Source organism: Inquilinus sp. 2KB_23 (assembly GCF_052115705.1).
Classification (GTDB): domain Bacteria; phylum Pseudomonadota; class Alphaproteobacteria; order DSM-16000; family Inquilinaceae; genus Inquilinus; species Inquilinus ginsengisoli_A.
The window spans coordinates 1-882 of the sequence record NZ_JBFRHF010000089.1 but is presented as its reverse complement, the minus strand read 5'-3'; the positions used below and the strand labels follow the sequence as shown (position 1 = coordinate 882).

The following is an 882-nucleotide window of genomic DNA, read 5'->3' as shown; positions in this document are numbered from 1 at the left end:
GCGGAGATGGTGGCGGATAGCGGGCTGCGCCTGGTGCTGACGCAGGCGTCACTGTCGGACCGGCTGCCGGCGGGGGCGGCGCGGATCCTGGTCGAGGATGCGGCAGGCGAGGCGGCGGTGGCGCCGGTGGTGTCGCTGTGCCCGGAGAACCTGGCCTATGTGATCTACACCTCGGGGTCGACCGGCAAGCCCAAGGGCGTCGGCGTCGCCCATGGACCCATCGCGGAGCATTGCCGGCTGATGGCCGAAATCGGCGATCTCGGTGAGCATTCACGCGAATTCCACTTCCTGTCCTTCAGCTTCGACGGGGCGCATGAGCGCTGGCTGACGGCGTTGACCTGCGGCGCCAGCCTGGTGCTGCGCGATGAGAGCTTGTGGCCGGCGGACCAGACGCTCGACGCTTTCCGCCGCCATGGCGTCACCAATGCCGACTTCACCCCCGTCTATCTCGACGAGCTATCGTCCTGGGCCGAGGCCCAGGGCGAGGCCCCGGCCACCGACCTGATCTCCTTCGGCGGCGAGGCGATGTCGCGGGCGGGGTATGACCGTGTGCGTCGAGCGTTGCGGCCGCGGGTGCTGCTGAACGGGTATGGGCCGACGGAGGCGGTGGTGACGCCGTTGGTGTGGAAGGTCGGCGTGGAGACGGAGTGCGACGGCGCCTATGTGCCGATCGGCCGCCCGGTGGGGGACCGCCGGGCCTATGTGCTGGACCGTCGGCTGCAGCCGGTGCCGGTGGGCGTGGCGGGAGAGCTGTACATCGGTGGCAGCGGTCTGGCGCGGGGCTATGTCGGACGCCCGGACCTGACGGCGGATCGGTTCGTGCCGGACCCGCAGGGCGAGCCGGGCGGGCGGATGTACCGGACCGGGGACCGGACCGGGGAC

General features: G+C 71.2%; 1 protein-coding gene. It reads left to right on the top strand.

Annotated features, from left to right (window positions below; translation table 11 throughout):
- Nucleotides 1–9: 9 nt before the first annotated feature.
- Nucleotides 10–882: AMP-binding protein (locus tag AB4112_RS36015; RefSeq protein ID WP_441727279.1), on the top strand; the 873-nt coding region annotated here is incomplete at its 3' end.